Origin of the sequence: Herbaspirillum sp. C7C8, assembly GCF_022627875.1 — a bacterium.
GTDB lineage: Bacteria > Pseudomonadota > Gammaproteobacteria > Burkholderiales > Burkholderiaceae_D > Herbaspirillum.
Genome location: NZ_JABXGG010000016.1, coordinates 1 through 26306, shown reverse-complemented (window position 1 = coordinate 26306; position 26306 = coordinate 1). Strand labels below are relative to the sequence as shown.

Here is a 26306-nt window from a genome sequence, read left to right as displayed (position 1 = left end):
CCGGCCCCGCCATGACGCACCTCAGTAGTCAGTAGCGGGCATCGGCCGGCTTCTTGTCCCGGGGCCAGTCCTTGACCTTGGGGGCGAAGTCAGGACGTGGCTGGTGCGTGAAGAACTCGGCCACATCCACCGCCTCCTGGTCCGACAGCCCGCCCTGACCCAGCGGAAAGCGATCATGCAGGGCGATGGGCATATTTTGTTTGACGAAAGCGGCAGCCGTGTAGGTACGTGCCATGCCGGCACCGATGTTGAAGGACTGCTCGCCCCACAGGGCAGGGTAGATCCACTGGCCGGCCTGGCTGCGCAGCCCTTCGCCCTGTGCCCCATGACAGGCAGCGCACTGGGCGCGGTAGATGTGCTCGCCATTGACGGGATCGGGTTTCAGCGTCCGGTCGATTTTGCCGATGCCGCGTCCCGGCACCTTCTGGCCGGGCTGGGTATCGCGACGCATCCATTCGATATAGGCCAGCATGGCCTTCATGTCTTCCGATCCCGGTGGCAGGGGCTTGCCGTTCATGGAGCGGGGGAAGCAGCCATTGATGCGGTCTTCCAGCGTGATGACCCGTCCGGCCCGCGCCGCATAGCTGGGGAAGGCTGCCGATACACCGACATAAGGCGAACCACCGCCGACCGTGCCGGCATTGAGATGGCAACTGGCGCAGTTCAGTCCGTTACCCACGTGCTGCGGCAGCATTCGTCCGGTCTCGATATTGAGGCGGGCTCCGTGAACCAGCTGGGCCGCATTCTTCTCCTTGAGCATGTCGGCCAGGCGCGGGGCGTCGAAGCGTGGACCGCCCCGTTTTTCCTGATCCGCGCCAAGCTGCGCGCGCAGGGCGGCCACCTGCTGCCCGCTGATGGGGGTGCCTTGGCGTCGGCCCCAGCTGGCCCGCACGAAGTTGATGATCTCGGCAATCTCGTCATCGCCCAGCTCGGCAAACGCAGGCATGCTCAATACCCGCGGCTGGCCATGTGTGCGGGCGGTACGCCATCCGGTGAGCATGATGTGGATCAGCGAGGATGGCTCATCGCTCTGCACGGTCGGATTGCCCGCCAGCGGAGGGAACAGCGCCTGTACCCCGTTGCCGTCGCTGCGGTGACAGGACACGCAGAACTGCACATAGCCCAGTCCGCCGCGCGAGGTGTACAGATTGGAGGGGACGGTACCGGCGACCTCGATGGCCGGCGTGGCCGTACCAGCGGCATGGGATGGGGAGGGCAGGCTGGCCAGATAGCTGCCCACGGCGAGCAGATCCTCGTTGGTCAGGTATTGCGTGCTCTGCTGGATCACATCGACCATGTTGCCCGCCACCGTCCCATGGCGGTTGCTGCCGGTCCTGAGCAGTCGGGCCAGCTCCTCCGGTTGCCATTTCCCGCGCAGGTCGAGGGCGCGCCAGTGTTCCACCGTCTCGCCGGAAAGGAACAGCGAGCCATTGCTGCCGGCCTCGCTCATGGTCTTTTCCTGGAAGCCGACGCCGCGTGGCGTATGGCAGGCGCCGCAGTGACCGGGGCCCTGGACGATGTAAGCGCCGCGATTCCATTGCGCCGAGCGGGAGGGGTCCGGCTGGAAGACGCTGCGTTGCAGGAAGGCCATGTTCCACAGCGCCATGCCCCAGCGCTGGTTGAAGGGGAAAGACATCTCCAGCGGCTGGTTGGCTTGCCTGACCGGCTTGACCCCTTGCATGAGATAGACGTACAGGTCGCGCATGTCCGCTTCGGTCATCTTCGCGTAGGACGGATAGGGCATGGCCGGATAGAGATGGTGTCCGTCCGCCGTGACGCCTTCACGCATGGCGCGGTCGAACTGCGGAAAGCTGTATTGGCCGATTCCGGTCTGGCGATCCGGGGTGATGTTGGTGGAGTACAGCTTGCCGAAGGGCGTTTCCAGCGCCAGGCCACCGGCCAGGGGCTTGCTTTTGTCGCTGGTGTGGCAGGCCGCGCAGTCACCCAGCCGGGCGATGTAGCGGCCGCGCAGGACCTGTTCACGGGTGCTGGCGTCGAGGGCGTCACTGAAGTCGGCAGGAAGGTCATCCGGCACGGCGGGCAGGATCGCTGCGCCGGGCGGCGCACCTGCCGGCGGGGAGGCAGCGGCCAGGGGCGAGGTCAGGGTGCAGCACAGCGTGAGCCACGCAAGCAAGAGCGCGGTCTGTCGGGCAAGGGCAAGACGAAGCGTTGACATGATGGGTCCTGATCGTTTTTGTCGAGAGGGGATGCCACCATTTAAACCTTGCTCCGCAGTCACTTCGACGCGATGATCCGACCCTGCTTGATCTTGCGCAAAGACCGTTGGCGAGATGCCTGTCAGGTTTTTGACAGCCTTCACAAACAGGCCGAAGCATGAAAAAAACGCCACCCGGAATGCCCGGATGGCGTTGTCGTCAGAGCAGGGGCAGCAACAGCTGCTGCCCGCGTCAGGCGAGGGCTACTTGCGCGCTGAACGCAAGGACATCCGCTGCAGGATCGGCATGCGATCAAACAGCTGGTGCCACAGCGCGCCCAGCACATGCAGCCCGACCAGGAAATAGACCGCATTGCCCATGAACTCGTGCACTTCCTTGATGGGGCCGCGCACGGCCATGTCCTTGGCCAGGATCACCGGCAGCGTCATGCCGAAGAAGACCACATCGCGCCCACCGGCCTGGGTGAACAGGATGCCGGTAATGGGCAGGCCGATCATCACCGCATACAGCAGCAGGTGCACTGCCTGCGCACCGAGTTGCTGCAGGCGCGGCAGCGGCAGCTCCGCTGGCACGCCCAGCGTCTTGCGGGCGATCAGGCGCACCACGACCAGGATCAGTACCAACTGGCCGGCGTGCATGTGCACGGTGCGCAGCAGATCGCGCAGGGGATCTCCCTTGGGGATGTCATCGCGGTATTCGATGGTGGCCAGCGCCACCACGAACAACAGGAACATCAGCCAGTGCAGCGCGGCGTAGAGGGGGTGATAACGGGTGCCTTGCCCGAGTGCATCATCGGTATTGTTCATCTGGGTTCCCATGGAAAAAATGTTCCCAATGGTAAGTCAGGAAACTTAGATCAGCATTAGCCTGGCGCAATATTTTTCTGACCAATGCTGACCACTACCCTGTCATTGCCCCGCAACTTGTATGGATCAGATCACGCATCCAGCCATACATGCTCGGCGAAGGAATACCCCATCATGCCGCCCAGCGGAATCGGCGAGAGTCCCTTAAGCTTGCTGCTGTACCCGTCCAGGCTGGCGAGGAACATGGGAATACCGATCCCGGCCTGCTCATGAATGAGGGTCTGCATGTCTCCATACATCTGCTTGCGCTTGCCGATATCGATCTCGGCGCGCGCAGCCGTCAGCAACTGGTCGAACTGCTCGCTCTTGAAACGCGACTCGTTCCAGGCGGCCTGGGACTGGAAGAACTGCGTGAGCAGTACGTCGGCGCTCGGACGCGGATTGACGTTGCCGAATCCGACCGGATTGCTGAGCCATTGGTTGGCCCAGTAGCCTTCGGGCGGCATGCGTTTCAATTCCAGTTCCAGGCCGATGCGCTGCGCGGTCTGCTGCAGCACCGTGGCGATATCGACGGAATACATGGCCGCCACCGAGCAGACCATGGGCACCTTGCCGGTCACGCCCGATTTCTGCAGGTGGTACTTGGCCTTGTCCAGGTCCATCTGGCGTTGGGGCAGGCCGGCCAGATAAAAGCGGTTGGTCGGATCAATGGGCTGATCGTTGCCCAGCACGGCGTGGCCGCGCGCGATGTTCTTGCGCATCACTTCGCGGTCCATCAAATACTTCATGGCCAGCACGAAGTCGGGGTTGCTGCCGGGGCCGATGTCCTTGCGCAGGATCAGGTCGGTGTAGGCGCCGGACTGGGTTTCCAGCACCGCAAAGCCGGAGCTGCCCTTGATCCGCTCGATGGTGCGCGGATTGAGGTTGGCCACCAGGTCGAGTCCGCCCGAGAGCAGGGCGTTGACGCGTGCATTCTCGTCGCCGATGCCGACCAGTTCGATCTCGTCCAGATAGGGCTTGCCAGGCTTCCAGTAGTTGTCGTTGCGCACGACCACGGAGCGGATGCCCGGACTGAATTCCTTGAGCTTGTAGGGGCCGGTACCGATGCCGGTGCTGAAGTCGGTCGTGCCGGCCTTGACGATGTGGAAGTGGAAGGTGCCGACGATGACCGGCAGGTCGGCATTGGGTGCAACCAGGGTGACGGTGACTTCGTTGGGCCCGCTCTCCTTGACGCTGTCGATCTGGTCGGCCAGGGTCTTGGCCTTGGACGCCGTGGCCGGATCCTTGTGGCGCATGAGCGAGAACACCACGTCGGCCGGCGTGAGCGGCTTGCCGTCATGGAAGGTAACGCCACGGCGCAGCTTGAACACCCAGACCTTGGCATCCTTGCTGCTGAACGACTCGGCCAGCGCCGGTTGCGGCGTCAGACTGGCATCCAGCGAGGTCAGGCCGTTGTAGAGCATGGTGCCGCGCGAGTAATCGGTTTTGTTGGCCTGCTTGGCCGGGTCCAGCGTGTCGCTGACCGAGGCGGTGTCGCTGCCCACGCGCAGCTTGCCGCCGCGACGCGGAGTCTGGGCGTAGGCGCTGGCGGCGCTGGTCGCCAGGCTGCCGGCCAGTGCGGCCTGCATGCCGCCGGCCATGAGCACCTTGAGAATATCGCGGCGGCTGGCGCCACGCTTGAGGCAATCCATCACACCGGCGGTAGCGCTGGCCAGCAGAGTGAGATCGTGTTTGTTCTTGCCGTTGTCGTCCATGTTGCAGCTCCCTGTGTGGTTGAGGCGTGAGAAGACAGGCGGACCGGGGGGATGGCCGGTCCGGACTTGGATGAACTGATGCAAGCTGGCGCCGCGCAGCGCCAGTCAGGGCGGGCTGTACGGCCCGCCGGGAGATGGGCGGATCGCGCGATCCGCCCTGCGTCACTGACCTGCTTCTACCGCATCGGCCAGTTGGGCCAGCGTGTGGAAGTGGTAATCCGGTACCGTATGTTCGGAGGCGATGGTGCCGCCCGAACTGGGCTTGCCGTGACGGCGCTCGATCCAGCAGGTGGTGATGCCCAGGCGTTTGGACACGCCGATGTCGTGATACTGGCTTTGCGCCACATGCAGGTTGTCGGCCTGGCGATAACCCCATTGACCTTCGAAGCGGCCGCGTGCGTAGGCGAAATATTGCGGGTCGGGTTTTTCGCAGAGCGCGTCGTCGCAGCTGAGCAGCAGGTCGAAGGGTTCGCCCAGGGTGCGCGCGAAGTGCTGCAGGGCCCAGGTCTGGGCGTTGGTCATGGTGACCAGCTTGAAGTGCTTGCGCAGACGCTGCAGGGCCTCGACCGAGTCCGGGAACGCCGGCCAGTCGGCCACCGAGTCACGCAGGCCGCGAGCCAGCGCGGGCGTATCGGGCAGGCCCAGGCCAGGGGCGATGACATGCCAGCAGCGTTCCAGGTCATCCGGATACCAGACTGTGTTGCCGTCACTGCGGGCGGTGCGATAGGCTGCCAGGAAATCCTCATCCGAGATCTTGCTCTCGGGGACAGCCTTGCGCAGATAGGCGAGCATGCCGCCTTCGAAATCGATGAGGGTGCCGACGACGTCAAACGTGAGTACCTTGAAATCCTTCAGAGGCATGTCTTGCTCCAGAAAAAGGGAATGACGATGAGAGTGGGGGCATAGCCACGAATGAGAGCGCTTGAGCTATTGCTTCAAGAATACGGGCGCGCGCGCCTGCACTGGATGCAAAGTAGGCTGGTCAAACCGCACAGAATTTTTTTCTGGACACCTGTCACAGCATGCTGTGGCATGCTTTTTCCAGCGTTGCCGCAGGCCGGGAATGCGCTCCTGCAAGTTCTCATGGCGAGGTGGCGCCAGGCGGTCCGTTCTTCCCCGTGGTGCCCCCAGGTCCGCTCGCAAGGCGGCGTGGATCCGGTGTCATGGCATGGGAAAGACCGCAGCTTGTCGGTGTTGAAATCAGGAAACGCCTGATGGCGCTGCAGCGGGGCGAGCCCTATCTTGGTTTGCACAACAAGGAGGGAGACATGTGTACCAATGCCATGAGCATCGCGCGGCGCCACCTGTGCATCATCGTGCGGCTGTGCGAGATGTCCGAACAGGAGGAGCCGATCGGCGAACTGGTGCGTGCCACCGTACGCAATTGCCTGCTGGCCATGCAGACAGCGGGAACCGAGCCCATCGAGGCCGCCGAGATCATCGAGCAATTGCTGCAGCATGAACTAGCAGCGCTGCCTACGGAGCGAGCGAAATGTCGCCAGGTGCTAGAAGCGGCACACCTGCACGCCGAATACCTGACCATGGCCGAGCGGCGAGCGACCCATTGAGCGGGGTGGTGTGCGAGTTCACGCTCATCCCGATGAGCCGGCCATTCAGATAGGCAATGGCCGGCTTGCCGCTACATCAGGCGTGCGTATCGATCATTGTGCCGAGCGTGCCGGACATCGGCTTGGCCTTTTCTACTTCACCTGGCCGACTGTTGTCATTATCTCCGTCACTGTCAGTCTTGCTGGCGCTTTGACGCGGATTGGCCGCCACAACATTGTTGTAAAAGCTGCTGGAGAGACTGCTGATCGCTGAAGTCATGGATGGCTCCTTGGGTTGATGGATGTTGCCAGACAATAGTTCTGGCAGCTTGAGCTTATTGTTCGAGACTTAGCCAGGCCTTAGCCGCCCGGATATCTGCAGTCCGGCTTCTGCCGCATACCTTCCTGTCTCATGTGGGCCCAGTCCGTGCTCAGTCCGGGCTCAGTCCTGGCTAAGTTTTCCTGGCTACATTTCTCCTGTCCACCAAATCTTCCTGCTCATTTTGCAATGCGCCGCGTGTTGTGGTTGTCGCAAGCCATCATCAAGCCGACCGTCCATCATCGTTCATTGCCAGCGCTCCATCATGGAAAATATCAATAACATTGTCTTCTTGTGGTTCAATGCCTCCGCGCATCCCAGTCTGATTGCCGTCGACCTGGCCACGGTGCTCGCAGAATTCCAAATCTGGATCGTTCCGATCGTGATTGCCGTGATCTGGTTGCGCGGCCACGAGCCTCAGCGCCGAACCATGCTCGCCGCGACCGTAGCCGGCCTGATCGCATTGTCCGCCAATCAGCTCATCGGCATGGTCTGGTGGCATCCTCGTCCTTTCATGATCGGACTGGGACATACACTGATCCCGCATGCCGCCGACTCTTCTTTTCCCAGCGATCATCTGTCGCTGTGGTGGGCGGTGGCCTTCAGTTTCCTGCTCGCCCCTTCGTTGAGACTTTCCGGGATTATCCTCTGCATTTTTGGTCTGCCGTTGGCCTGGGCACGTATCTATCTCGGCGTGCACTTCCCCTTCGATATGGCGGGGGCCGCCATCGTGGCGATGCTCAGCGCAATCCTCATGCACCGCCTTCCTGTTTGGTGTCTTGATGCCATTTACCTGGTGACGATCCGCATCCACTGCCGTCTTCTCTCCAGGTTCATCGCCAATGGATGGGTCCGTGGCACCAGCTAAGTGAGAGCTAAGTGCGACGGTCCAGACTTCTCACCATCAAATTTCTGTCAGGAGAGCGACATGATCATGTCTAATGTTGAACGTCCCACGCACTGGCTGAACAAGGTTCCCGAAGTCGGTTTGTCGTTCTGGATCATCAAGATCATGTCGACTACCGTAGGTGAGACCGGGGCGGATTTTCTCGCATTCCATGTTGGATGGGGCCAGGCAATCACCAGTGCGATCATGGCAAGCATCCTTGCAGTCGTTCTTTTTGCCCAGTTGAAGACTCGCCGGCATATCCCCTGGCTCTATTGGATGAGCGTGATACTGGTCAGCATCGTGGGCACTCAGATTACCGATCTCCTGACTGATAACCTGGGCATCAGCCTTTATGTCAGTACCAGTGTCTTCTCTCTGTTGCTCGCCGTGATTTTCTTCGTGTGGTATCGCGTCGAGCACAGCCTGTCCATTCACCATATCGTGTCACGTCGCAGAGAGCTTTTCTATTGGGCCGCCATTCTGTGCACTTTTGCTCTGGGCACTGCCGCTGGCGACCTGGCAACAGAAGCATTGGGCCTGGGATTCGCATGGGGTGCGCTGATCTTCGGCACGCTGATCGCTATCACCTACCTCGCTTGGCGCCGGGGTGGCAATGCGGTCGCCAGCTTCTGGATTGGCTATATCTTGACACGACCTTTCGGTGCAGCGCTGGGCGATCTGCTGACCCAGAACAAGGCGGACGGTGGCTTGGGAATGGGAACGATGTGGATCAGTGCGTTGTTTCTGGCGGTCATCATCATGCTGGTCGCCGCCGCACAGGTCGGCACCAGCAGGCAGCGATCAGCCTGAACATCTGCGGCCGATCAAACATTGGATCGACGAACTGCTGCGTCTACAATCAATTTCGAAGGAAGATAGATGAAAACATATTCTGAAAATGTCTTGGCAAAAGTGCCCGAAGTGACTCTGGGATTCTGGCTCATCAAGATCGCAGCGACCACGCTTGGCGAGACCGGAGGTGACGCGGCCTCCATGTCGATGAACCTCGGCTATCTGACCAGTACGGGCATCTTCGCTGCACTCTTCCTGATCGCTGTGGCGTACCAGATCAAGTCCAAAACTTTCCATCCCTTGATCTATTGGTCCACGATTATCGCCACCACCACCGTCGGTACCACGCTGGCTGATTTTGCGGATCGCTCCTTGGGGATCGGTTACGCCGGTGGCACGACCTTGTTGTCCGCGCTTTTGCTGGCGTCCCTGTTGCTTTGGAAGCGCATGCTCGGCTCTGTTTCCGTGAACACGGTAAGCAGCCCGCGAGCAGAAATGTTCTACTGGATGACCATCATGTTTTCGCAGACATTGGGCACGGCACTCGGGGACTGGACGGCCGATAGCGCAGGACTGGGTTATACCGGTGCGGCTGCGGTTTTCGGTGGACTGCTCGTTTTGTTGGTGTTGGCCTACTACGGAACAAAAATCTCCCGCACCCTGCTATTCTGGGCGGCGTTCATTCTGACGCGACCACTGGGCGCCGTGGTGGGTGACTTTCTCGACAAACCCCTGAGTGCCGGTGGCCTGGCCCTGAGCCGCTACGGTGCGTCCATCGCGTTGCTGGCGTTCATGCTGTGCGCCATGCTGGTGTTCCGGCAGAGGGCGGCAACGGCAGCACATTGACACCATTCCAACGGAGGCAACATGCGGGTACTGCTGGTCGAAGACGACGCAATGATTGGCGAGGCGATCCAGGCCGCGTTGAAGGATGCGTCGTACGCGGTGGACTGGGTCAAGGACGGACAGATTGCCGTCACCACCATCACCAGCCAGCATTACGACATTGCCTTGCTGGACTTGGGATTGCCAGGCAAAGACGGGTTGGATGTGTTGAGAAGCATACGCGCGAAGAACATCCCGATTCCCTTGCTGATCATCACGGCGCGCGACGGGCTTGATGATCGGCTGCAAGGACTGGATGGCGGCGCAGACGACTACGTCCTCAAGCCCTTCCAGATGGCCGAGCTGCTGGCCCGCATGCGCGCGGTCCTGAGGCGCAAGGGGGGAATGGCTTCCCCTTTGCTCACCAATGGACTGGTGTCACTTGACCCGGTCAGCAAGGAGGCAAGTCTGCCAGAGGGAGGCGCGACGCAATTGTCCAACCGAGAGTTCGCTCTGCTCCACGCATTGCTGATACGTCCGGGAGCAATTCTGTCGCGCAGCGAATTGGAAGACAGAATCTATGGCTGGAACGAGGAAGTCGAAAGCAACGCGGTCGAGTATTTGATCCACGCCTTGCGCAGAAAGCTTGGCAGCGACATCATCAAAAACGTCAGGGGGGTAGGATGGATGGTCTCAAAAGACGGCTGAACGAATCGGTTCAGCTGAAGCTATCCGTCACACTTTGCATGGCGATACTGGCCGTAGCCGTTGTGGCAGGGGTGTTTTCATTCGCCTCCGCGCTGGATGAAGCGCACGAGTTGCAGGACGATGTGCTTCGTCAGATCGCACATCTGATGGAACGCCAGCGACTTTCGCCTGGCTCTCCCGTGCCTGAGGTCAGTTTCGCTTCGTCGAACGAAGAGTCTCGCGTCATCGTTCAACATCTTGGCTACGCCGCCAGCAAAGCCGAGGTGGATGCAGAAGAAGCACTCCCTCTGCCGTCCAACCTGACCGATGGCCTGCACAATCTTGACGCTGCGGGAGAGAATTTCCGCGTGCTGGTTCAGACCATGCCGGGTGGAGAACGCATCGCCGTTGCACAAGAGTCCGATTTTCGCGATGAAATCGCCAGAGACGGTGCCTTGAGGACCGTCATGCCCTTCCTGCTCCTGATGCCGGTCCTGCTGCTGATCGTCGCCGATCTGATCCGGAAAATGTTCCGTCCCATCGCGGCATTATCCAGGGAAGTGGACCAGCGCCAGGATGAGCAATTGCATCCGGTACAGACCAGTCACTTCCCTGTTGAAGTAAGACCGTTTGCGGTGGCCATCAACCGACTGCTGGGTCGGGTCGAGCAATCGATGGCGTCGCAGCGGCGCTTTGTTGCGGACGCCGCACATGAACTGCGCTCCCCCATGACGGCCATCTCTCTGCAGGCGGAAAGGTTGGCGCAAGCCGACATGCCGGAGCAGGCGCGGCAACGCTTGCACGCATTACGTGATGGAATCGACAGAGGTCGCAATCTTCTCAATCAGCTGCTGGACCTGGCAAAGGCTCAGTCGTCCGTGTCGGTGGTCGATACACCCGTCTCCGTCCAGTCCGTTTATCGTCGGGTGTTGGAGGAGCTCATGCCATTGGCCGAGTCCAAGCAGATCGATATCGGCGTGGATGGTCAGCGAGATGCTCATCTGATGGTGAGCGAACTCGATCTGTTTTCGCTCCTCAGAAATCTTGTTGATAACGCCGTGCGGTATACGCCGAATGGGGGCAAGGTGGATCTTTCAATCGAATTTGACGATAAAAACGTGGCCTTGATTGTTGAAGATAGCGGGCCAGGTATCCCTGTGATCGAGCGGGCGCGAATCTTCGAGGCGTTCCACCGGTTGCTGGGTAGCGATCAGGTCGGCTCCGGCCTGGGCCTGTCCATCGTCAAGGCCATCGCAGACAGGCTGGGGGCGAGCATCACGCTGGGCTTCAGTGACGAGTCAAGTCAAACTGGACTGCGCGTGGTGGTCAATATCCCGAATCAATGAGTGCGTCAAACAGAAGTCCAAATCAGTGAAATCCAAGGAGCCATCATGTCCAACAGTGTTCAAGAACAATATTCACCCATCGCCAAGTTTTTCCATTGGATCACGGTACTGCTCATCATCGCCCAGTGCACCATAGGCTGGACCATGCCAGATGTGGACGATCTGCAATCGCCCGAAGGATTGGTCAGTCTGCACATCTCGGTAGGATTGCTGATTCTCCTGGTCATGCTGGCCAGACTGATCTGGCGCCTGATCAGTCCGGCGCCCAAACCGCTACATACGCGTGTGACGCTCACCGTGGTTGTCGCCAAGCTCGTGCATGGCGGACTCTACCTTCTTCTGGCCATCTCACCCATCCTGGGCTGGATGAACGCTGCAGAGCGAGGCTGGAACCTGTCCTTCTTCGGTTTGATGCAGTTGCCCGCCATCTTCCCGGCAAATTCCGATCTGCTGGCCACGATCGGAGATTGGCATATTGCCTCGGTCTGGGCGCTGTTGGCCTTGATTGGCCTGCATGTCTGCGGTGCGCTCTATCATCAACTTGTCGTTAAAGATGGAACTCTCTCGCGCATGCTTCCATTGAGCAAGCGGTAATCATCAGCTTGTCCGCCCTGCAGGGCGTCGGTTTGCGCCCGGGTTCAAGCCTCAACAGACGTCTTCAAACTGCTCGGCCGGCATCGGGCGTCCGAACAGGTAGCCCTGATAGCGCGTGCAACCCAGTGCCGCCAGGAACTGTTGCTGCTCGCGGGTTTCCACGCCTTCGGCAATCACTTCCAGGCCCAGGGCATCGGCCAGCGTGATGATGCTCTTGGCAATGGCCACGTCGCTGGGCGCAAACAACAGTTCGCGTACGAACGACTGATCGATCTTGAGCTGGTCGATGGGCAGGCGCTTGACCAGAGACAACGAGGAATAGCCCGTCCCGAAGTCATCCAGTGACAAGGCCAGGCCATGCTGCTTGAGTTCCATCATCTTCTCGATGGTGGACTGAACATCGTCGACCATGGCTGATTCGGTCAACTCCAGCTTGAGATGACAGGGGTCGGCGCCGGTCGCCTTGATCGTTTCCAGCATGCACTGCACGAAGTCGGGCTGGCGTACCTGTACTGCGCTGACGTTGACTGCGATCACCACGGGCTGACGACGACTGTCGCGATTCCATCGGACAGATTGCCGACAGGCCTGCTGGAAGACCCAGTGGCCCAGCGGCAGGATCAGTCCCGATGACTCGGCTACCGGAATGAAGATGGCCGGTGAGACGCTGCCCCGGAAGGGGCTGTTCCAGCGCGCCAGGGCTTCCACGCCGATCAGATTGCCGGCCTGGTCGCGCTGCGGCTGGTAATGCAGCAGGAATTCGCTGCTGCCGATGGCGCGCCGCAGATCGCTCTCCAGGCCCGTACGGAAATGCAGCGCATGCTCCATGGCCTGGTCAAACAGGCAGCAGGTATTGCGTCCTTTCTGCTTGGCTGCGTACATGGCCAGGTCTCCCTGGCGCAGCAGGTCTTCGACGCTGGCGCCTTGTTCCTGCATCAGCGCTACACCGACCGAGCAGGTCGCGAAATGGCTGAGCCCGTCCAGATCGAATCGCTGCTCCATGGCTGCGACGATGCGCTGGGCAAATCCGGTGGCGGTCTCCTCGATGATTGCCTGCGTCGCCGCTGGCTGCTGTTGCAACACCACGAACTCATCTCCACCCAGGCGCGCCACCAGGGCGCCTGCAGCCAGTTCCTGCAGACGTGCGGCAATCTGGCACAGCAGACGATCGCCGATCGAATGCCCCAGCGCATCGTTGAGGTCCTTGAAGTTGTCGATGTCGATGAAGAACAGGGCGGCCTGATCTCCCAGAGCGCTGGCGGCGGCGATCCTGTCGAGCAGCAAGCGTCGGTTGGGCAGCCCGGTGAGAGGGTCATAGAAGGCCAGTTGCCGGGTCTCCTCCTGCAGACGTTTCTGGTCGCTGATGTCGACCTGGGTGCCGACATAGTGCGTAATGCGTCCGCTCGGATCGGCAACGGCAGTCAGCGTCACCACGGCGTAGAAGGACTCGCCATTGCTGCGCCAGACGCGCAGCTCTCCCTGCCACTTGCCGTCGCGCTGGACCAGTGCCCACAGTCGTGCGCGGAAATCCTCATGGTCTTCTTCGCGCTGGCACGGCGGCATGCCTGAGGCGGGTACCTCGTGCTGCTGGTAGCCGGTCAGTGCAGTAAAGGCGGCATTGGCATCGAGCACCTTGCGGTTGGCGTCCATCACCCAGATCGCCTCGGAGGAGTGGAAGGCCGCTGCCGCGATGCGCAGCGAGGTTTCGCTCTGCTGCAATCGGGCCGTGCGCCGGGCCACTTCGCGCCGCAGATAGGCCGCGATGCCCAGGGCGCCCAGCAACAGCGCCAGTGCGCCACACAGCAGCCACCAGACATAGCCAGGCAGGGTGGTATTGCCGCGCCCCCATTTGCGCAGGATCTTGAAATAGATGGAATCGGGATCGCCCTGCCACTGGCTGAGCGCACGGTCGACCGCAGCCAGAATCTCGGGGGGCTGCTGCCTGGCGCTCACGAAGAACAGCTTCACCGGCTGGAATACGATGTTGGTATCGGCCAGGTGATAGCGGTCGACCAGCATGTCACCGACCTGCTGGCTGGCCACGAGGCCATCGATCTCGCCCGCTGCCGCCATCCTGAACCCGTCCTCGATGCTGTGCAGCGCGACCAGCCGGACCTTGATGCCGGAGTTGTCCATCAGGTTGCGGAAATAATTGGACTGCACCGAGTTTTCCAGCAGGCCTATCCGCTTGTCCTTGAGATCGAAGATGGAGTTGATCGCCACCGAGCGGTTGCGATAGAGGATGGACCAGCTGTAGAGCGCCGGAACGGTCGGAAAACGCATCAGTTTTTCGCGCTGCTCGGTCCATGCCACGTCAGGCAACAGGTCGATCTGGCCGTTCTCCACCTGCTGCAGGCAGGCCTGCCACTCACAGGGGACGAAGCGCAGTTGCCAGTGCTCGCGCTCGGCGATGAGTCGGATCAGATCAATGTGCAGTCCGCTGGCCGTGCCTTCGCCATCGAAGAAGATTTTTGGGGGATTCTGGTAAACCCCGACCGTGAGCACCTTGCCCGGTTCAGGTGGCTGCGCCTGTGCGGTAAGCCAAACACCGCAGCCGACCAGCAAAGCCAGCCCCACCAGCGCTGCCCGGCTGCGCAAAGCGACATGCAGCCAGCGCGCCGCTTGCCACGCGCGGTGGCATGGCGGCCGGTCTCGATGGCCGCCGGTCTGACTCTCCCCCGCCGCAGCCGGAATGGGTGCTGGATGCTTCATGCTGCCTGCGCCTGTCCCTGATTTGGTTTTTTGTCTACTTTATAGAACATCCAGCCAAATGGAAACCCTCATTGGTGCAGGGCATGCTGCCGTCCTCAGGATGTGCCAAAAATAAGCACATACCCCTCTTTCAATTGATAATGGTTCTTGTTACTATTTGAGACGTAATTAAAACTTAAAGTGACGACGTGCGCATTCAATGCCTGTGAATGTCATGGGCCAGCCGTCGTGACTCCCGCTCAAGAAGCGAGCCGCAAAACAGACAGCCATAGCCTCGATCCGATGTTGTAGTGATCGACGGTCTCCAGCCATCCAATCAATCAAGTCACGCCCCGTGCCGCCACCTTGGCGCCGCGCAGGACCTGCCGCCATGCAAAGGCCCCGTCACTTCGGACGGATTGGTCCTGAACCGGGCCAGATGGTGCCAGGTGCACGTGCGTGATGGTGTAGAGGAAAAGCGCTATGTCTGACCAATCCAATCCGATGGACCTGCGCCTTCAGTTCATCGCTTGCCGCTCGCAGCTGCGTGACGCCGCTGCGAGAATTCTGGGATGTCGCCAACGTGCAGAGGATGTGGTGCAGGATGCCTGGTTCAAGATCGCCGAGTTGCCTGAAGAATTCTCCGCCCGTCATCCTAAGGCCTTCCTGCTCCAGGTCACCCGCAACCTCGCCATCGACCGCCAGCGCCGCATGGCCATGGAGTCCTTCATGTTCGCCGAGGAAGAGGAGGGCATGGATGTCATCTGCCACCAGGCAAGCCCGGAGGGCACAAGCATTTCGCGGCAGACCCTGGTGAGCGTCGCGAATGCCTTGTCGACTCTGCCGGAACGCACCCTGCGAGCCTTCGAACTGCATCGCCTGGAAGGCTATACCCAGCGCGAAGTAGCCGAGCACCTGGGCGTCTCCACCACGCTGGTGAACTTCATGATCCGCGACGCAATGCAATGCTGTCTCAAGCAAGCCGTCTGACACACCGTGGTTGTCCATGCCCGTGCGGATCTGAAAACGCTAAATTTATGGCCTCGTGATTCGTCAATATAAACAAGATTGATTCGCATTTGCATATTGCAATGTGAATAATTCATGAACAGGGCGAACGATCTGTGAAATGAACGTTCGCCGCGAATCAGGAAAGTTGAGACGAACGATGAGCTTCGACCGTGAAGATGGCGTATTCCGCGTGCTGGTCAACGAGGAAGAGCAGTATTGCCTCTGGCCCGACTACAAGAGTATCCCTGGTGGCTGGCGTGACGCCGGCGTCAGTGGCAGCAAGCAGGTCTGCCTGCAGCATATCGAAACGGTGTGGACCGACATGCGTCCGCGCAGTCTGCGCGAATTCATGCAGGGTCAGGGCCAGGCATGATCACACTGTTCTGCCTGCCCTGTGCCGGCGGCAGTGCCAGCATGTATTTTCCCTGGCAAGCCGCCTTGCAGGATGTAGCGCGACTGCAGGCCGTCGAGCTGCCCGGTCGCGGCCGTCGCATCCGCGAGCCGCTGCTGCAGGACTATGTCGTGCTGCTGGATCGACTGACCGATGAGTTGGCCGGCACGGCGGCGCCATCTTCCGGCTACATGCTGTTTGGTCATAGCATGGGCGGCCTGCTGGCGCAGGGATTGGCGCGCAGCTTGCCGCAGCGCGGCTGGCCCGCGCCCCGCGCGTTGATGGTATCGGCCTGCGCGGCGCCGCTGGCGCGTGAGTGGGTGACGCCGGAGGATTCCGATGCCGCCCTCATCGCCGCCATGCGCCGCCAGGGTGGCACCCGCGAGGAGGTCTTCGACTGTCCCGAGCTGCTGGAACTGGCGCTGCCCGTCTTGCGCGCCGATTACCGCGTATGCAGCAGTTTCCAGATGCAGCGTCCAGCCGATGAAATGGCTGACTTGCTCGATCTGCCGGTACATGTCTATGGCGGCATCGGCGACCCGTTGGGTAGTGCAGCGCTGCAGGCATGGCAGCGCGAAACCCGGGGCAGCGTCACGCTGGACTGGTTCGACGGTGGTCACTTCTATCTGCAAGGTCAGCAGGACGCGTTGCTGGCCCGTTTGCGGCGTCATCTTCAGGCGCATGCCAATTCCTTGTCCCACGCCGATCATGCTGCAGCGCTTGCCCACGCCTGAGGGCGTTCCCGCGCAGATCGAACTGTGGCAGGTCGCCTTCGACCTGGATCATGGTGATGACGCAAAGGATGCGCTTGTGCTGAGCCCGCAAGAGCAGGCCCATGCGCGCCGCTACCGCCGCCGCGACGATGCCCGGCGCTTTTGCTGCATGCGTGCCTGCCTGCGCCGCCTGCTGGGCGAGCGCCTGGACTGCGCTCCGCAAGCCGTGCCGCTGGTGCGCAACGCCTATGGCAAGCCGCTGCTGGGCGGGCCGGGCGGGCTGTCCTTTAATGTCTCGCATGCTGGCGATATCGGGCTGCTCGCCATGGCACCCGGTCTGGCGCTGGGCATTGACGTCGAATGCGGCATCGCTGCAGGGCTGCAAGAGTTGCACGGTATGGCCAGGCAGGTACTGAGCCCGGATGAATGGGCCGCATTGCCAGCTCCGCTGGACGAAGTGCGCTTCCTGCGTCATTGGGTCGCCAAGGAAGCCGTGCTCAAGGCGCTGGGCCTGGGTATCGGTGAGCACCTGCAATCCATTCACCTCGATCTGGAGAGCCACCCGCGCTACCAGATCTTCCATCAGCAGTCGCAGTGGCCTGCACCCGCACGGCTGCATGCACGCGCCTTGTCCACCCGACCCGGCCATGCCGCCGCGCTGGCCTGGATCGACGCCTGACCCCGGAGAATCCTCTTGAGCACCGCTATCACCGCCACCATCGATACGCCCTCCCAGACGCCGCTGACCTTCAGTCGTCATCTCCGCCCCGACGCCGGCAGGGACGTCCTGCCGGTGCTGCTGCAGCCGCTGCACCCCGGCCAGACGCTGGCGCAGGCACGGGATGCCTTGTCCGGTCAGATCGAGGCGCATCTGCGCAGTGTCGGCGGGGTACTGTTGCGCGGCTTCGAGGTGCCCGGCGTAGCCGACTTCCAGCAGTTCGCGGCCAGTTTCGGCGATCCGCTGTTGCGCTACGAATTCGCCTCCACACCGCGTTCCTCGGTGGCCAACGGCATCTATACCTCCACCGAGTATCCGGCCCACCAGCACATCCCGCTGCATAACGAGCAAGCCTACACGCGCGAATGGCCGATGCGCATCTGGTTCCACTGCGTGACCGCTTCGCCCACCGGTGGCGAAACCCCGATTGCCGACAGCCGCGCGATCTATCGCCGCATGCCTGCCGCCATCCGCGAGCGCTTCGCCCAGGGGCTGCTCTACGTGCGCCACTACAGCCATGATTTCGACCTGCCATGGCAGGACGTCTTCGGGGTGCAGACCCGCGCCGAAGTGGAAGCCTTCTGCCGCCGCCAGCATATCGAGTGGCAATGGCTGGAGGACGACGGCCTGCGCACCCGCCAGCGTTGCCAGGGCGTGGAGCGCCATCCGGTGACCGGCGAGATGGTCTGGTTCAACCAGGCACACCTGTTCCATGCCTCCAACCTGGCGCCCGAAGTGCGCGCATCGCTCATCGACCTGGTCGGCGAAGACCAGTTGCCACGCAATGTCTGCTGGGCCGACGGCACGGCCATCGACGATGCCGTCCTCGACCAGGTGCGCGAGGTCCTGGCGGCGGAGACGGTGATCTTCCCTTGGCAGGCGGGCGACGTACTGATGCTCGACAACATGCTGGTGGCCCATGCCAGAACACCGTTTTCCGGACCGCGCAAGGTGGTGGTGGCAATGTCGCGCTCCCACACCAATCTCGACTGATCCCTTTGCCCACGATTGCCACGCCATGACGATTACCGCCGATTCCCCCGACCGCGCCACTCACATCGTCGCGCGTCTTTTTCAGCTGGCGCAGACGCGCCCGCATGACCTGGCGCTGACCACGGTCAAGGCTGAAGGCGAGCGCGCCTTCAGCTACCTCGAACTGGCCGACGCCACGCGCACGCTGGCCGCGCACCTGCAACAGCATCACGCACCGGGTGAGCGCGTCTTGCTGCTGCTGGACAATGACCATCATTACGTCATCGCCTTCTTCGCCTGCCTGGCCGCCGGCCTGATCGCGGTACCGCTGCATCGCCCGGAGTCGATGCGTCAACAGCACCTGCAACGTCTGAGCGGGATCGCCGAGGACGCCGGGGCCGCCTGCTGGCTGGTCACCTCCGCCGTGCGCGACGCCTTGCAGGCAGCAGCGGCACCACTGGCCGGGCAGGCGCCGATGCTGGCCGTCGATGCGCCGCAGGCCGGGGAGGGCGTCTTCCGCGAACATCCGATCGCGCCCGCCGACGTCGCCTTCCTGCAATACACCTCCGGCTCGACCTCCCAACCCAAGGGCGTGATGGTTACCCACGCCAACCTGATGGCCAACGAAGCCGCCATCGAGGAGCGCCTGGGGGTGGGCAGCGACGATGTCTTCGTCAGCTGGCTACCGCTCTACCACGACATGGGGCTCATCGGTGGACTGCTGCAGCCGCTGTATCGCGGCATCCCGGTGGTACTGATGTCACCGGCCTTCTTCCTCGAACGTCCGGTGCGCTGGCTGGAAGCGATTTCACGTCATCGCGGCACCATCAGCGGCGGCCCCGATTTTGCCTATCGGCTGTGCGTGGACCGCATCGGCGGCGAGCGTGCGGCAGGGCTGGACCTGTCCTCGTGGCGGGTGGCGTTCTCGGGCGCTGAACCGGTACGTCACGATACCTTGCAGGCGTTCATCGACCGCTTCGGTCAGATCGGCTTTGCTGCCGATGCCGTCTATCCCTGCTATGGTCTGGCCGAATCGACCCTGCTGGTCACCGGGGGCCGGCGCGGGCAGGGCATGCAGGTCGCGGCCTTCGAGGCCGAAGGCCTGCGCCAGGGGCGTGCCGATGTCATTGATGTCATCGCGCCGGCAGCGCAGGCGGTTCATCTGGTAGCCTGCGGCATTTCGCCAGCGGGCCATGCCTTGCGCATTGCCGATCCGGCCACCGGCGCCGCGCTGGCCGAAGGCCTGGTCGGCGAGATCTGGGCCGCCGGCCCCAGCATTGCCGCTGGCTACTGGCGCCGCCCACACGACAGCGACCACGCCTTCGTCGAGCAGGAGGGCCAGCGCTGGCTGCGCACCGGCGACCTGGGATTCTGCCGCGCAGGCGCCCTGTTCGTCACGGGCCGCAGCAAGGACATGATCATCGTGCGCGGTCAGAACGTCTATCCGCAGGACATCGAGCGCGCCATCGAGCGCGAGGTCGAACTGACCCGCAAGGGCCGTGTGGCGGCTTTCGCCATCCCGCGCCAATGGCATCCGCAGGGGATCGAGGGTATCGGTGTGGCGCTGGAAATCTCGCGTAGCGTGCAAAAGATGGTCGCGCCACAGCAACTGGTGGAAGCGCTGCAGGAATGTATCGTACAGACCTGCAACGAGGCCGCCAGCGTCATCGTGCTGCTCAATCCCGGTGCCTTGCCCAAGACCTCCAGCGGCAAGCTGCAACGCAGCGCCTGCCGCGAGGGCTGGCACACGCAGAGTCTGGACGCCTATGCCATCCTGGCCTTCGGCCATCTGCAAGGCGGCACGCAGCCTACGCCCACGACCGCTCCTGCAACCCGGGGCGACAGCCCCGACACCGCCACTCTGCGCAGCTTGTGGGAGAGTGTGATGCACACGCCTGCGTTGGCGGGCCAGTCACATTTCTTCCGTCAGGGTGGCAATTCGCTCCAGGCGGTACAGCTGGCGGCGGCCATCGGCGAACAGTGGCAGATCGATTTCCCGGTGCGCCTGATCTTCGAATACCCGCAGCTGGAGCAACTGGCCGAACAGTTGCAGGCATTGCGCCAGAACGCGCCGCGCCGGCCAGCTGTGGTCATGGCCGGCCTGAACGAGAGCCAGCGCCAGGCCGGCCTGCCCCTGTCGCCGGGCCAGCATTCGCTCTGGACCACCTGGCAGCTCGACCCTGACAGCCCGGCCTACAACATGCCGGGCATCCTGCATCTGCAGGGTGCGCTGGATGTGGCGGCGCTGGGCCGCAGCCTCGATGACCTGGTCACGCGCCATGCCATCCTGCGTACGGTGTACCGGGTGCAGGCCGACGGTGTACCGGTACAGTTGGCCTTGCCGCCCGGTCCGGGTGTACTGGAAGTGTTGGGCGACGTGTCCGGCGATGCGGGGCAAGCACGCGCATGGCTGGAGCAACGCGCCCGCCTGCCGTTCGCATTGGCGCAGGAGATTCCCTTGCGCGCATGCCTGGTGCGCATTGATGAGCAGCATCATGCACTGGGCATCACGCTGCACCATATCGCCGCCGATGGTCAGTCGCTGCCGGTATTGCTGCAGGAGCTATGCGCGCTGTATGCGTCGCATCGCCAGGGCCAGCCATTGCCGGCCGCTCCCGTGCGGCAGTTCAGCGATTACGTCATGTGGCGACAGCAGCAGCTGGACAGCGCCGAGATCGCCCGTCAGCTTGACTACTGGCGTAACGCTTTGGGCAGCGAGCACGAAGCACTGCCTTTGCCGGAGGGTCGCCGTCAGGCGAGCCCGGGAGAGGGGTTGCCCGAGGCGCGCCACGCTTTCACCTTGCCGACCGATATCTCACGGGCGCTGCGCGCCTTGTGCGCGGCACAGGGTTGTTCGCTGTACATGGGCATGCTGGCCTTGCTGGATCTGGTGCTGTATCGCGCCACCTGTTGCAGTGATCTGCGTGTCGGTGCGCCCATGGCCGAGCGCAGCCATCCGCAGACGCGGACCATGATCGGCTATCTGCTCAACCTGCAGGTGCTGCGTACTCGTCTGGACAGCCGGCTCGGCTTTGACGCCTTGCTGCGCCAGGTACGCGCGACGGTGCTGGCGGCGCGCCAGCATCAGGATGTGTCCTTCGACATGGTGGTGCAAGCCCTGCAGCCGCAGCGGCAGTCGCACGTGCATCCCCTGTGCCAGGTCAAGTGCACCGAACGTGAGGCCTTGCCGGTGTGGCAGGCGGACGCACTGTCGCTGCAGCTGGAAGAGTTGAGCGCAGGCCAGGCCCACTTCGATCTGAGCCTGGACTTCAGTCTTGCGGGCGAGGAGCTGCACTGCCTGTTCGCCTCCGCCAGTACGCGCTGGACGCAGGAAGAAATCGGCCAGATGGCCGACGCCCTCGCCAGGTTCGCCCGGCAAGTTTGCGCTGCCCCGACTTCGCCGCTGGGGCAGCTGCCCTGGCCGACAGCGCCCGCCCCGCTGGCCGCGCCCCAGACCGAGTGCGCCGCCATCGACAGAGAGGGGGATGTGATCGCACTGTGGCTGACCCACGCCCGGCGCGCACCGCAGGCCCTGGCGGTAGCCGATGAGCGCATCCACCTGGAGGCGCAGCAGTTGCGCACCCAGGTGGAGCAGTTGGCGCGCCAGTTGCGCGAGCTGGGTGTGCAGGCCGAAGACAGGGTGGCCATCGCAAGCGCGCGCCAGGTCGAGTTCGTCGTCGCCGTGCTTGCCTGTCTGCGCGCTGGCGCCTGCTATGTCCCGCTGGACCCGCAGTTGCCGGACGAACGCCTGGCCTATCAGCTTGCCGATAGCGGCGCCCGCCTGCTGCTGACCACGCCCGAGGCTGCGCGCCTGCACAGCTTGCCGGGCGCGCCGGCGCACTACCTGACCATTCCGGCGGCCACTGCCGCCGTCGAGGAAGCCGCGCCAGGGGAGGACTGGCCCGCAGTGCATCCGCAACAGGCCGCCTATCTGATCTACACGTCAGGCTCTACCGGTCGTCCCAAGGGCGTGGCGGTGAGCCGTGCTGCGTTGAGCAATTACGTGCAGGCGCTGCTGCTGCGTCTGGCGCTGCCGGCGGAGGTGCGCAGCATGGCCATGGCCTCGACGGTAGCCGCCGACCTGGGCCATACCACCTTCTTCGGCGCCTTGTGTTCCGGCCGTGCGCTGCAGTTGCTGCCGGCTGAGGCAGCCTTTGATCCGGCACAGTTCGCCGCCTTCATGCAGGAGCGCCGCGTCGATGTGCTCAAGATCGTGCCCAGCCATCTTCAGGCGCTGCTGCAATCCGCACAGGCGACGCAGATCCTGCCGCGCCATACCCTGGTCGTCGGTGGCGAAAGCACCAGCCCGGCCTTGCTGGAACAGATCCATGGGCTGTGCCCGGACTGTCGGGTGGTCAACCACTACGGCCCGACCGAAACCACGGTGGGCATACTCACCCAACTACTGGAAGGCGATCAGCCTTTGCCGCTGCCCTTGGGCCAGCCATTGGCACAACTGAGGCTGCAGGTGCTCGATGCCGATCTCAATCCGGTGCCGCGCGGGGCAGCGGGCGAACTGTATATCGGCGGCGCCGGTCTGGCACGTGGCTACCACGGCAAGCCCGGCGCCACAGCCGAGCGTTTCATCGCCGATCCGGCCGGCAACGGCGCGCGCCTGTACCGGAGCGGCGACAAGGTCAGGCTGGACCGCGCCGGACGGCTGGTGTTCCTGGGCCGTATCGACGATCAGATCAAGATTCGCGGCTACCGTGTCGAACCACAGGAAATCGCCGTGGTCCTGCGCGCCCAGCCGGGCGTGAGCGCGGCCGAAGTACTGGCCCTGCCGGGTCCCGAGCAACGTCTGCAGCTGTGCGCGTATGTGGTCGGCAGCGCCGATCCGGTGGCCCTGCGCAACGCCCTGGCGGCGCAACTGCCCGACTACATGGTGCCGGCCCACTTCGTGCCGCTGGCGCAATTGCCGCTGACGGCCAATGGCAAGATCGACCGCAAGGCATTGCCGCTGCCGCAGGAGGGCAGCCAGCACAGCACCGGACTGTCCGGGGAGGATAGTCCGCAAGAGGGCGTCGAAAGCGTGATCGCGGCAATCTGGGAAGAAGTGCTGGGAGTGGCTCAGGTGAGCCGCCATGACAATTTCTTCGCCCTCGGCGGCGACTCCATCCTGACGCTGAAGATCGTTGCCCGTCTGCGCAAGGCCGGCTGGCGTATCACGCCGCGTCAGCTGATGCAGACCCAGGATCTGGCCGCCGTCGCCGCGCTGGCGCTACCGCTGGACGGACAGGGCAATGCACCCGCGGCTGCACCGGCAGCGGCGACCGAAGGCCCGCGCTCATGGCCGCTCACCCCGATCCAGCAGTGGTTCTTCCGGCATCACGCGCAGCCGCCGGCGCACTGGAACCAGAGTGTGCAGTTGGAAGGACCGGCCGATACCTCGGTCGATCGCCTGCACCATGCCATCGACCAGTTGGGTCGTCTGCATGAGGCGCTGCGTCTGCGCTTTCACCGTAGCGACGACGGTGTCTGGCGGCAAACGGTGGCGCCGCATGCCGGCCAGTGCTTCGACGTGCGGCACGTGGCCGACGCGGCGGCGCAGGCGGCGGCGATTGCAGCCGCCCAGCGCAGTCTCGATCTGTCACAGGGGCCGCTGTGGCGAGTGCTGTGGCTCACGCAGCCGCGTCAGTCGCGCGGCATGCTGGTGCTGATCGCGCATCATCTGGTAGTCGATGGCGTGTCCTGGCGCATTCTGCTGGAGGATCTGCTGAACCTGCTGCAAGGCACGACGCCACCCGAGAGCAGCAGCGGCTTCAGCGCCTGGGCCGGCGCAGTGGCGGCGGCCCGTCTGAGTACGGCGGAGCAGGCACACTGGGAGGCACTGGCATCGACCGGTGATGAGGATTTGCCCTGCACGCCGGCGCATGGCGTGGGCATGCGCGCCACCAATACCATCGGCCGCAGCGCACGTGAAGCCGTGGTGCTGGATCACGACAGCACCACCTTCCTGCTTGGTCCGGCCCACGCCGCCTATCGCACGCGCATCAACGACATCCTGCTGGCCGCTGCCGCCCAGACACTGTGCGAGTGGGCAAAGCGCGATCGCATCCTCATCGAGCTCGAAGCGCACGGCCGCGAAGAGTTGCCCGGTGCCGCAGGAGAAGCACCGGATCTGAGCCGTACCGTGGGATGGTTTACGGCGCTCTGTCCGGTGCAACTGACGGTCACCAGCAGTGCACCGGGCATCCTGCTGGCACAGACCAAGGAGCAACTGCGCCAGTGGCCCGGGCAGGGGCAGGGTTATGGTCTGTGGCGCAGTCAGAGCGGGCAGGGCGGTCTGCAGCCGCAGGTGAGCTTCAATTATCTGGGGCGCTTCGATGCGCTGCCCGAGACCTCCGGCTGGCAGATGCTGCCCCGCACGGCGGCGCAAGCCGACCTGGAGCGCGATCCGGCCAGCCTGCGGCGCTGCCTGCTGGACTTCACGGCCCTGGTCACCGATGGTCAACTCCATCTGGAGTGCCTGTATTGCAGTGCCTTGCACCAGCAGGCCGACATCGCCGCGTTGCTGCAGCAATACCTGCATAACCTGCGTGCGCTGCTGGCCCATTGCGCCGGGGTGAGCGGTCGGGCCACGCCATCGGATTTCCCGCTGGCGCGCCTGCAACAGCCCCAGCTCGACCACTTGATGCAGAGCCTGCCGGCCGAACGCGTGGCCGATCTCTATCCGCTCTCGCCGATGCAGGCTGGTCTGTTTTTCCATGCGCTGCTGGCGCCACAAGGCGGCGCATATCTCAACCAGTTGCAGGTGCGTCTGCACCGCCTCGATGTAGAACGCTTCCGCCAGGCCTGGTGGACCGTCCTGGACCGTCATGACATCCTGCGCAGCGGCTTCCTGATGCAGGGCGACCAGCCGCTGCAATGGGTGGCCCGAGACGCCGCGCTGACCATCGACGAACACGACTGGCGCCAGCGCCCCGATCTGGATTGCGCCCTGCAGGCGCTGGCTGCCACCGAACACGCACGCGGCGTCGATCTTCAGCATCCGCCGCTGATGCGCCTGAGTCTGGTGCGGGTGGACGATCAGGTGCATCACCTGATCTGGACCCGTCATCACCTGCTGCTGGACGGCTGGAGCAGCCAGCAGTTGATCGGCGAAGTGCTGCGACTTTACCGGGGCGCGATTCTGCCCGCGCCGACGCTGCGCTATCGCGACTACATCGCCTGGTTGCAGCAGCAGGACCGTGGCAGTGCCGAGCAATTCTGGCGCGCTCATTTGGCTGGCGTCGAAGGCCCGACCAGTCTGGTCAACAGCCTGCCGCCACTGCAGCAGCCGGGCCGGGGCCAGGGCAGTTGCCAGGCCACGCTGGATTTGCTGGCCACGGCGCACCTGCAGAGCTTCGCACGCGAACATCAGTGCACTCTCAACACCCTGGTACAAGCGGCCTGGAGCCTGGTACTCGCCCGTTATTGTGGCCAGTCCACGGTGATCTTCGGTGCAACCGTCGCAGGCCGTCCCGACGAACTGGAAGGAGCGGAGAATCTGCTGGGCCTGTTCATCAATACCCTGCCCATCGTGACCCGCCTGCAACCGGAGATGACGGTACAGACTCTCTTGCAGCGGCTGCAGACCAGCAATCTGGCCGTGCGCGAGTTTGACAGCACGCCGCTCTACGACATCCAGACCTGGGCCGGACATGCCGGACAATCGCTGTTCGACAGCATCCTGGTATTCGAGAACTATCCGCTGGATCTGGCCTTGCAGGCCGAGCAGCAGCAGGGCCTGCGTCTGGAGGTGCTGCACAACCGCGAAGAGACCCATTACCCCCTGACCCTGATTGCCACGCTGACCGAACGGCTGCAACTGGAATGGCGCTACGACACCGCGCGCATCGCGCCCGCCAGCGCGCAAGCATTGCGGGACCTGACGGTGTCACTGCTGTTGCAATTGGCCGGACATCTGCACCGTCCGCTGGCCGAACTGACCTGGCACAGCCGGGCTGAACAGACGGCAATGCTGGCCTGGTCGCGCAATGCGCAAGTCCATGAGGCCGGCAACGTGCTGGCGTTGATCGAAGCACAGGCAAAGGCACACCCCGAGCGGCCCGCCTTGCGGGTACCGCATACC

19 protein-coding genes are annotated in these 26306 nt (G+C 63.1%); 13 read left to right on the top strand and 6 right to left on the bottom strand.

Annotation, left to right across the window (positions count from 1 at the left end; genetic code table 11):
• Positions 1-28: 28 nt before the first annotated feature.
• The 4 genes from HWE01_RS17680 to HWE01_RS17665 form a co-directional block, all read right to left on the bottom strand.
• A complete protein-coding gene (locus tag HWE01_RS17680) occupies positions 29-2176 on the bottom strand; it encodes a c-type cytochrome (protein ID WP_241822451.1) in 2148 nt (715 codons plus the stop codon).
• Positions 2177-2419: 243 nt separating this feature from the next.
• Positions 2420-2983 carry a cytochrome b gene (locus HWE01_RS17675; RefSeq protein WP_241822450.1) on the bottom strand — a complete coding sequence of 188 codons (564 nt, stop codon included), beginning with the start codon at positions 2981-2983 and terminating at the stop codon, positions 2420-2422.
• A 131-nt stretch (positions 2984-3114) separates the two neighbouring features.
• Positions 3115-4737 carry an ABC transporter substrate-binding protein gene (locus HWE01_RS17670; protein ID WP_241822449.1) on the bottom strand — a complete coding sequence of 541 codons (1623 nt, stop codon included), beginning with the start codon at positions 4735-4737 and terminating at the stop codon, positions 3115-3117.
• Between the two features lie 162 nt (positions 4738-4899).
• Positions 4900-5598: an HAD-IA family hydrolase gene (locus HWE01_RS17665; protein WP_241822448.1), complete on the bottom strand. Its 699-nt coding sequence runs from the start codon at positions 5596-5598 to the stop codon at positions 4900-4902.
• 407 nt (positions 5599-6005) lie between these two features.
• Here HWE01_RS17665 and HWE01_RS17660 point away from each other — a divergent pair, with 407 nt between their 5' ends.
• Positions 6006-6305 carry a hypothetical protein gene (locus HWE01_RS17660; RefSeq protein WP_008329061.1) on the top strand — a complete coding sequence of 100 codons (300 nt, stop codon included), beginning with the start codon at positions 6006-6008 and terminating at the stop codon, positions 6303-6305.
• A gap of 76 nt (positions 6306-6381) precedes the next feature.
• On the opposite strand, the gene HWE01_RS17655 is transcribed toward HWE01_RS17660, so the two are convergent.
• Positions 6382-6564, bottom strand: a complete 183-nt coding sequence (locus HWE01_RS17655) for a hypothetical protein (protein WP_008329060.1) — start codon at positions 6562-6564, stop codon at positions 6382-6384.
• Between the two features lie 304 nt (positions 6565-6868).
• Between HWE01_RS17655 and HWE01_RS17650 the strand changes: the two genes are divergently transcribed.
• From HWE01_RS17650 to HWE01_RS17625, 6 genes are all read left to right on the top strand, one after another.
• The gene (locus HWE01_RS17650; RefSeq protein WP_241822447.1) at positions 6869-7471 is read left to right on the top strand and encodes an undecaprenyl-diphosphatase; all 603 of its coding nucleotides are present in this window, start codon (positions 6869-6871) and stop codon (positions 7469-7471) included.
• A gap of 60 nt (positions 7472-7531) precedes the next feature.
• Positions 7532-8302 carry a COG4705 family protein gene (locus HWE01_RS17645; RefSeq protein WP_008329058.1) on the top strand — a complete coding sequence of 257 codons (771 nt, stop codon included), beginning with the start codon at positions 7532-7534 and terminating at the stop codon, positions 8300-8302.
• 69 nt (positions 8303-8371) lie between these two features.
• A complete protein-coding gene (locus tag HWE01_RS17640) occupies positions 8372-9130 on the top strand; it encodes a COG4705 family protein (RefSeq protein ID WP_241822446.1) in 759 nt (252 codons plus the stop codon).
• 21 nt (positions 9131-9151) lie between these two features.
• Positions 9152-9817 (top strand): response regulator, encoded by a 666-nt coding sequence (locus HWE01_RS17635; RefSeq protein WP_241822445.1) that lies wholly within the window; start codon positions 9152-9154, stop codon positions 9815-9817.
• Positions 9793-11142: a sensor histidine kinase gene (locus HWE01_RS17630; protein WP_241822444.1), complete on the top strand. Its 1350-nt coding sequence runs from the start codon at positions 9793-9795 to the stop codon at positions 11140-11142. The genes HWE01_RS17635 and HWE01_RS17630 overlap by 25 nt, the downstream gene beginning before the upstream one ends.
• Before the next feature lie 45 nt (positions 11143-11187).
• Positions 11188-11736, top strand: coding sequence for a cytochrome b (locus HWE01_RS17625; protein WP_175343557.1), 549 nt, complete (start codon positions 11188-11190; stop codon positions 11734-11736).
• 51 nt (positions 11737-11787) lie between these two features.
• On the opposite strand, the gene HWE01_RS17620 is transcribed toward HWE01_RS17625, so the two are convergent.
• On the bottom strand, positions 11788-14448 hold the full coding sequence (locus HWE01_RS17620; protein WP_241822443.1) for an EAL domain-containing protein: 2661 nt from the start codon (positions 14446-14448) through the stop codon (positions 11788-11790).
• 462 nt (positions 14449-14910) lie between these two features.
• Between HWE01_RS17620 and HWE01_RS17615 the strand changes: the two genes are divergently transcribed.
• From HWE01_RS17615 to HWE01_RS17590, 6 genes are all read left to right on the top strand, one after another.
• Entirely contained in the window at positions 14911-15417 is a 507-nt protein-coding gene (locus tag HWE01_RS17615) for an RNA polymerase factor sigma-70 (protein ID WP_241822442.1), read from the top strand.
• 178 nt (positions 15418-15595) lie between these two features.
• Positions 15596-15811, top strand: a complete 216-nt coding sequence (locus HWE01_RS17610) for an MbtH family protein (RefSeq protein ID WP_241822441.1) — start codon at positions 15596-15598, stop codon at positions 15809-15811.
• On the top strand, positions 15808-16563 hold the full coding sequence (locus HWE01_RS17605; RefSeq protein WP_241822440.1) for a thioesterase II family protein: 756 nt from the start codon (positions 15808-15810) through the stop codon (positions 16561-16563). The genes HWE01_RS17610 and HWE01_RS17605 overlap by 4 nt, the downstream gene beginning before the upstream one ends.
• Positions 16538-17221, top strand: coding sequence for a 4'-phosphopantetheinyl transferase family protein (locus HWE01_RS17600; protein ID WP_241822439.1), 684 nt, complete (start codon positions 16538-16540; stop codon positions 17219-17221). The genes HWE01_RS17605 and HWE01_RS17600 overlap by 26 nt, the downstream gene beginning before the upstream one ends.
• A 15-nt stretch (positions 17222-17236) precedes the next feature.
• Entirely contained in the window at positions 17237-18253 is a 1017-nt protein-coding gene (locus HWE01_RS17595; protein ID WP_502798453.1) for a TauD/TfdA family dioxygenase, read from the top strand.
• Between the two features lie 25 nt (positions 18254-18278).
• Positions 18279-26306, top strand: an 8028-nt coding sequence (locus tag HWE01_RS17590) for a non-ribosomal peptide synthetase (protein ID WP_241822438.1), incomplete at its 3' end; no start/stop codon positions are given.

Excerpts from the sequence above, each read along its gene's own strand:
- HWE01_RS17680 (WP_241822451.1), bottom strand. The coding sequence starts at position 2,176 with ATGTCAACGCTTCGTCTTGCCCTTGCCCGACAGACCGCGCTCTTGCTT.
- HWE01_RS17675 (WP_241822450.1), bottom strand. The coding sequence starts at position 2,983 with ATGAACAATACCGATGATGCACTCGGGCAAGGCACCCGTTATCACCCC.
- HWE01_RS17670 (WP_241822449.1), bottom strand. The coding sequence starts at position 4,737 with ATGGACGACAACGGCAAGAACAAACACGATCTCACTCTGCTGGCCAGC.
- HWE01_RS17665 (WP_241822448.1), bottom strand. The coding sequence starts at position 5,598 with ATGCCTCTGAAGGATTTCAAGGTACTCACGTTTGACGTCGTCGGCACC.
- HWE01_RS17660 (WP_008329061.1), top strand. The coding sequence starts at position 6,006 with ATGTGTACCAATGCCATGAGCATCGCGCGGCGCCACCTGTGCATCATC.
- HWE01_RS17655 (WP_008329060.1), bottom strand. The coding sequence starts at position 6,564 with ATGACTTCAGCGATCAGCAGTCTCTCCAGCAGCTTTTACAACAATGTT.
- HWE01_RS17650 (WP_241822447.1), top strand. The coding sequence starts at position 6,869 with ATGGAAAATATCAATAACATTGTCTTCTTGTGGTTCAATGCCTCCGCG.
- HWE01_RS17645 (WP_008329058.1), top strand. The coding sequence starts at position 7,532 with ATGATCATGTCTAATGTTGAACGTCCCACGCACTGGCTGAACAAGGTT.
- HWE01_RS17640 (WP_241822446.1), top strand. The coding sequence starts at position 8,372 with ATGAAAACATATTCTGAAAATGTCTTGGCAAAAGTGCCCGAAGTGACT.
- HWE01_RS17635 (WP_241822445.1), top strand. The coding sequence starts at position 9,152 with ATGCGGGTACTGCTGGTCGAAGACGACGCAATGATTGGCGAGGCGATC.
- HWE01_RS17630 (WP_241822444.1), top strand. The coding sequence starts at position 9,793 with ATGGATGGTCTCAAAAGACGGCTGAACGAATCGGTTCAGCTGAAGCTA.
- HWE01_RS17625 (WP_175343557.1), top strand. The coding sequence starts at position 11,188 with ATGTCCAACAGTGTTCAAGAACAATATTCACCCATCGCCAAGTTTTTC.
- HWE01_RS17620 (WP_241822443.1), bottom strand. The coding sequence starts at position 14,448 with ATGAAGCATCCAGCACCCATTCCGGCTGCGGCGGGGGAGAGTCAGACC.
- HWE01_RS17615 (WP_241822442.1), top strand. The coding sequence starts at position 14,911 with ATGTCTGACCAATCCAATCCGATGGACCTGCGCCTTCAGTTCATCGCT.
- HWE01_RS17610 (WP_241822441.1), top strand. The coding sequence starts at position 15,596 with ATGAGCTTCGACCGTGAAGATGGCGTATTCCGCGTGCTGGTCAACGAG.
- HWE01_RS17605 (WP_241822440.1), top strand. The coding sequence starts at position 15,808 with ATGATCACACTGTTCTGCCTGCCCTGTGCCGGCGGCAGTGCCAGCATG.
- HWE01_RS17600 (WP_241822439.1), top strand. The coding sequence starts at position 16,538 with ATGCTGCAGCGCTTGCCCACGCCTGAGGGCGTTCCCGCGCAGATCGAA.